The 6,189-nt window shown below is 76.0% G+C and carries 6 protein-coding genes and 1 tRNA gene; all 7 read left to right on the top strand.

The genetic code is table 11. The features are described from left to right. Positions 1-639 (top strand): septum formation initiator family protein (locus MHY85_RS19550; RefSeq protein ID WP_239199790.1); only part of this gene is annotated, 639 nt, incomplete at its 5' end. Between the two features lie 56 nt (positions 640-695). Beyond that, positions 696-1,223 (top strand): DUF501 domain-containing protein, encoded by a 528-nt coding sequence (locus tag MHY85_RS19555; RefSeq protein WP_255733750.1) that lies wholly within the window; start codon positions 696-698, stop codon positions 1,221-1,223. Between the two features lie 44 nt (positions 1,224-1,267). After that, on the top strand, positions 1,268-2,239 hold the full coding sequence (locus tag MHY85_RS19560; protein ID WP_239199793.1) for a Ppx/GppA phosphatase family protein: 972 nt from the start codon (positions 1,268-1,270) through the stop codon (positions 2,237-2,239). Between the two features lie 361 nt (positions 2,240-2,600). Continuing rightward, positions 2,601-2,930, top strand: a complete 330-nt coding sequence (locus tag MHY85_RS19565; RefSeq protein ID WP_158372862.1) for a PadR family transcriptional regulator — start codon at positions 2,601-2,603, stop codon at positions 2,928-2,930. Beyond that, positions 2,927-4,090, top strand: a complete 1,164-nt coding sequence (locus MHY85_RS19570; protein ID WP_239199796.1) for a hypothetical protein — start codon at positions 2,927-2,929, stop codon at positions 4,088-4,090. The genes MHY85_RS19565 and MHY85_RS19570 overlap by 4 nt, the downstream gene beginning before the upstream one ends. A gap of 91 nt (positions 4,091-4,181) precedes the next feature. After that, positions 4,182-5,708, top strand: coding sequence for an NAD(P)/FAD-dependent oxidoreductase (locus MHY85_RS19575; RefSeq protein WP_239199799.1), 1,527 nt, complete (start codon positions 4,182-4,184; stop codon positions 5,706-5,708). A gap of 97 nt (positions 5,709-5,805) precedes the next feature. Then, positions 5,806-5,879 (top strand) — tRNA-Leu (locus tag MHY85_RS19580). Positions 5,880-6,189: the final 310 nt, after the last annotated feature.

Raw genomic sequence — 6,189 nt, forward strand, 5'->3', positions numbered from 1 at the left:
GCCCCGCCCCGTCCGGCGGCGGGCCGCCCCGCCAGCTCCCGGCCCGGCGGCCGCGGCGGCTCGGGCGGCGACCGCCGCGGCGCCCGTTCCGAGATCGTGCAGCAGCGCGTGCCGCGGCTGTTCACCGTGCGGGCGATGGTGATGTTCGTGGTGCTGTCGATCGCGTTCGTCCTGGTGTTCCCGACCCTGCGGCAGTACCTCGACCAGCAGGTCCGCCTCGAGCAGCTGCGCGCCGAGGTCGCCGCCGCCGAGCAGGACAACGAGGACCTGCGGGCCGAGCTCGACCGGTGGTCCGACCCCGCCTACGTCGAGGCGCAGGCGCGCGAGCGGCTCGCGTTCGTCATGCCGGGGGAGCGGGCGCTGCGCGTCGCCGACCCGGAGGTCGTGCCCGACGACGCCGCGGCCGATCCGGAGGTCACCTCGCCCGGCACCGTCGAGTCCGACGACCCGACCCGGCCCTGGTACGCCCAGGTGTGGGACTCCGTGCAGGTCGCGGGCGCGGCGGGCACGGGGCCGTCCGGTTCGGCGGGCACCGGGACCGACGGGTCCGTGGGCACCGGCACGCCGGGGGAGAATGGGACCGCGCCGGAGGGCACCGGGACCGAGGGGTCCGAGGGGCCGACCGCGCCGACCCCCTGACGCCGACCGCCCGAGGACCGCACGTGACCGACCTGCCCCGCACCCCGGCGCCCGCGCTGCCCGACCCGGCGGACGTGCCGCGCGCCCGGCACGACGCCCCCGAGGTCACCGAGGCCGACCTCGTCGTCCTGCGCGAGCAGCTCGGCCGGCCCGCCCGCGGCGTCGTCGGCGTCGCCGCCCGGTGCGCCTGCGGCCGGCCGCTCGTCGTCCGCACCGCCCCCCGGCTCGACGACGGCACCCCGTTCCCGACGACCTACTACCTCACCTGCCCGCCCGCCGTCGGCGCCGTCAGCACCCTCGAGGCCACCGGCCTGATGAAGGAGCTCACCGCCCGCGTGCAGGACGAGCCGGAGCTCGCCGCCGCGTACCGGCGCGCGCACGAGGCGTACCTCGCCGACCGTGCCGAGCTCGGCGACGTGCCGGAGATCGCGGGCATCTCGGCCGGCGGCATGCCGACCCGGGTGAAGTGCCTGCACGTCGTCGTCGGGCACGCGCTCGCCGCCGGGCCGGGCGTGAACCCCGTCGGCGACGACGTGCTGCTGCGGCTGCGCGACGTGTGGCGCCCGGACCGCTGCACCTGCTGACCCCCGGGCGCGCGGCCCGCGCCGGGGATGGGATGATCTGTCGCGTGACGCGTGTGGCTGCCATCGACTGCGGGACCAACTCCATCCGGCTCCTGGTGGCCGACGTCGACGCGGAGGCGGGGACCCTCACGGACCTCGACCGCCGCATGGAGGTCGTCCGGCTCGGCCAGGGCGTCGACCGCACCGGCCGGATCGCCCCGGAGGCCATGGCCCGCACCCTCGACGCCACCCGCCGGTACGCGCAGGTCTGCCGCGACCTCGGCGTCGAGGCCGTCCGGTTCGTCGCGACCAGCGCGTCCCGCGACGCCGAGAACCGTGACGAGTTCGTCGCCGGCGTGCGCGAGGCCCTGGGCGTCGAGCCCGAGGTGATCGGCGGCGTCGAGGAGGCCGCGCTGTCCTTCCGCGGCGCGACCGGCGTGCTCGGCGCCGCCCACGACGGCCCGTTCCTCGTCGTCGACCTGGGTGGCGGCTCCACCGAGGTCGTGCTCGGGGAGCGGGAGCCCGAGGCCGCGTACTCGATGGACGTCGGCTGCGTGCGGATCACCGAGCGCCACCTGCTGGCCGACCCGCCGACCGCGGAGCAGGTCGCCGCCGCCGAGGCCGACGTGCGGGCCGCCCTGGACGTCGCCGCGCAGCACGTCCCGCTCGGCCGCACCGTGACGCTCGTCGGGCTCGCCGGGTCCGTCACCACGATCACCGCCCACGCGCTCGGCCTGCCGGCCTACGACCGGGACGCCATCGACGGCGCCGTCCTCGCGGTCGACGACGTGGTCGCGGCCTGCGACGACCTGCTCGCCCGGGACCACGACGCCCGCGCGGCGCTCGGCTTCATGCACCCCGGGCGGGTCGACGTCATCGGGGCGGGGGCCCTGGTGTGGCGGGCGGTCGTCGAGCGCGTGCGCGCCGAGGTCGAGGCCGCCGGCGGCACGCTGACCGAGGTCGTCACGTCGGAGCACGACATCCTCGACGGCATCGCCTGGAGCGTCGCCGAGCGCGCAGGTTCCGCGACCGCCTGACCCGCGATCTCCTGCGCCGAGAGAGGACGCGCGCGCCGAGGTAGGACCGTGCGCAGTCCTACCTCGGCGCGGAGGTCCTATCTCGGCGCGCGTCAGCGGCGCGCGTCAGCGGCGCGCGTGAGGGCGTGCGGGTGGGCGGCGGGCGGGGTCCGCGGGGAGGCGGCCCGACACGCCCGCGCGATCCGGTAGCGAACTTCGCCCGGTACTGCGCAATCTGTACTACCGTGTGTGCTGCGGGAGCCGAGGAGGGTCGGCTCCCGCGCCAGACAGCGGGTGCCGCGGCCGACAGGGGGCCGACCGCGGCACCCGCCCCGCACCGCAGCGACCGCCGGACCCCGGCCGGTCGCGACAGGAGGCCCGGGTGGACACGACCCAGCTGCTCAAGGGAGTGCTCGACGTCGCGGTGCTCGCCGTCGTCGCCGAGGAGGACGGGTACGGCTACGACGTGGTCCGGCGGCTGCGCGCCGCGGGCCTGGCCGAGGTGGGCGACGCGTCCGTCTACGGCACGCTCCGCCGGCTGTACTCGCAGGGCGCGCTGACGTCCTACGTGGTGCCCAGCGACGAGGGCCCCCATCGCAAGTACTACGGGATCAACGCGCAGGGCCGCGCCATGCTGGCCGCCCAGCGCAAGGACTGGCGCGAGTTCGCGGGGACGATGACCCGCCTGCTCGACGGGGAGGCGGCGGCGTGAACGGCACGAGGGCCCAGGACGAGACGCGCGAGGCGGTCGCGCGGTACGCGGCGGAGGTCCGCCGGCACCTCGGCGACCTGCCGCCCGACCAGGTGGACGACCTGACCGACGGGCTGGAGGCGGACCTCGCCGACGCGCTGGCCGACGGGCCGCACCCCGCGGCGGCCGACGGGGGCGGCGGCCCGGTCGACGTCGGGGTGCGGTTCGGCGCCCCCGCGGCCTACGCCCACGAGCTGCGCGCCGCGGCGGGGCTGCCGGACGGGTCGGCGGCCGCGGCGAGGAAGCCGTGGCCCGAGCGGGTGCAGCGGCTGCGCGCCGCCGCGGGCCGTGCGGGCGCCGCGGTGCGCCGGCAGCCGTGGGCCGAGCCCGTCGTGCGCGCGGCGACCGAGCTGCGGCCGCTGTGGTGGGTGGCCCGCGCGTGGATCGGCTACCAGGCGGTCATGTGGCTGCTGATCGAGCGGAGCGCGCTGCTGTGGCAGGTGCGGCCCGAGCGCGACGGCGTGCCGAGCCGCGGTGTGCACTGGGTCATGCTGCTGGCTCTGGTGGTCGTCTCCGTCCAGTGGGGCCGGGGCCGCTGGGGCGCCGCGCAGCTGCCGCGGCTGTCCCGCGCGGCCACGGTGGTCGCGCTCGTCCTGGTCGTGCCGGTCGCCTGGTTCACCTACGAGTCGCGCTTCTACGGGCCCGAGGTGAGCGACGTGCGGTACGTCGAGGTGCCCGCCGCGGACTCCCGGCCGCAGGACGGCGTCTGGGTCGACGGCATGCAGGTGAGCAACCTCTTCGTGTACGACGCGGACGGCGACCCGCTCACCGACGTCCAGGTCTACGACGACCGCGGCCGCCCGGTGCGCACGACGACGGACAACGGGTGGTCCGCGTGGTCCCTGCCGGGGGTCGAGGAGCCGTGGTCGTTCGTGTCCGTCCCGGACGAGGACGGGCGGTCCCGCTGGAACGTGTACCCGCTGCGGGGCGCGCCCTACGAGGACTTCGACTGGTCGAACCCCACGGGTACGTCGGACACGGCGGAGCTCCTGGACGAGGCGCCGCGCACGCCGCCGATGCCGTTCGCGAAGGCCCCGGCCGTCGAGAGCGCCACCCAGGACGCAGGTCCCGGGGAGGTGGCGTCTCCGGCGCCCTCGACGGCGTCGACCACGGCCCCCTGACCGGGCCCACGCGTCGAAACCGGGACCTTGTGCCCAGAATCACGTGGTCCCGGTTCGCCTCGGACAAGTCATGGGACGTACCGTTGGACCTATGTCTGAGTCCACCGTCACGACCCCGGCGCCGCAGTCCGCCACGTCGCGCAAGGTGCCGCGCATCGTCATCCTCGGCGGCGGGTCCGTGGGGCTGTACTCCGCCCGCCGGCTCCGTCGTCGCCTGGGCAACCGGGAGGCCGCGATCGTCGTGGTCGACCCGCGCCCGTACATGACGTACGCGCCGTTCCTGCCCGAGGCCGCCGCCGGCTCCATCGACGCGCGCTACGTCGTCGCGCCGCACCGCCGCGCCCTCAAGGGCATCGACTCGCTCCAGGGCAAGGTCTCCGAGATCAAGCACGCGGAGCGCAAGGTCCAGATCACGCCCGAGGAGGGCGACCCGTACTGGATCACCTACGACCACCTGATCGTGGGCCTCGGCTCGGTCGCCCGCACGCTGCCCATCCCGGGCCTCGCGGAGCAGGCGATCGGCTTCAAGAACGTCGAGGAGGCCATCGCCGTCCGCAACCACGTCCTGGGCCGGATCGACCGCGCGTCGTCCACCTGGGACGCGGAGCTGCGCCGCCGGATGCTCACTTTCACGTTCGTCGGCGGCGGGTTCGCCGGCGTCGAGGCGATCGCCGAGGTCGAGGACATGGCCCGCGACGCGGTCAAGCACTACCCGTCGCTGAGCGCCGAGGACCTGCGCTTCGTGCTGGTCGAGGGCTCGCGCCGCATCCTGCCCGAGGTGTCCGAGGAGCTCGGCGGCTACACCCTCGAGCAGCTGCGCAAGCGCGGCATCGAGGTGTACCTCTCCACGTTCCTCAACTCCTGCGTCGACGGCCACGTCGTGCTCTCGGACAAGACCGAGTTCGACTCCGAGACCATCGTGTGGACCGCGGGCGTCAAGGCCAACCCGGTCCTGCAGAACTCGGACCTGCCGCTCGACAAGATGGGCCGCGTCACCACGCTCGCGACCCTGCAGATCGTCGACGCCGACGGCCACGTCGTCCCGGACGCGTACGCCGCCGGCGACTGCGCCGCGGTGCCGGACCTGTACAACCCGGGTTCGTTCTGCCCGCCGAACGCCCAGCACGCGATCCGCGAGGCGACCCACCTGGCCGACAACCTGGCCCGGGTCCTGCGCAGCGCCGAGCCGACCGACTACAAGCACAAGAACATCGGTGCGGTCGCGTCCCTCGGCATGTACAAGGGCGTCGCGCAGTTCCTGGGCCGGATCAAGGTCCGCGGCTTCTTCGCCTGGGTGCTGCACCGCTCGTACCACGTGATGGCGATGCCGACGCTGAACCGCAAGATCGCGATCATGTCCGGCTGGACCGCGAACCTGCTGTGGCGCCGCGAGACCGTCGCGCTCGGCTCGATCCACGACCCGCGCGCGGAGTTCCGTGCCGCGTCCGTGCCGCCGAAGCCGAAGCCCGAGGCCGCGCCCGCCGCCGCCCCGGCGAAGGACGAGGACCACGCCGCGGTCCCCGGCGCCGAGGCGAAGCCCTCCGGCGCCGGCAAGGCCGACGACACCTCGCCCGCCGACGGCTCGCCCGCCGAGGCGAAGCCGGCCGCCAAGGCCTGACGCGCGCCGCACGCCCCGCAGCACCGGAGCCCGTCCACCCCGTCGTGGGGTGGGCGGGCTCCGTCGTGCCGGCGCCCGTGCTGGCAGGATGGGCGCGGCCCCCGTAGCCCAACCGGCAGAGGCAGCCGGCTTAAACCCGGCCCAGTGCGGGTTCGAACCCCGCCGGGGGCACCCTCGTGGTCCGCCGGGGACCCGGCCGCCCGCGGCGGTGGGTCGACGGAAAAGCCGGAGACACCGCGGCGCCACCTCGGGAATCATCCGGAGCGTCCGGGACGTTGGTCCCGACGTGCGCCTCCCTCGGGCGTCCGCCGGCCCCGCCGCGGACCCGCTCGCGCGCACCTCACCGCCGACCCCACCCGCGAGGGAGACCTATGACCACCCACGACGACACCGCCCTGCGCGACCGCGCGCCGGGCGACGGCGCCGGGCCGGCCACCGCGAGCGCCGCCCCGGGCCCCGCCGCCCCCGCGCCCGTCCGGCT

This window comes from Cellulomonas sp. ACRRI, assembly GCF_022346185.1.
Lineage (GTDB): Bacteria > Actinomycetota > Actinomycetes > Actinomycetales > Cellulomonadaceae > Cellulomonas.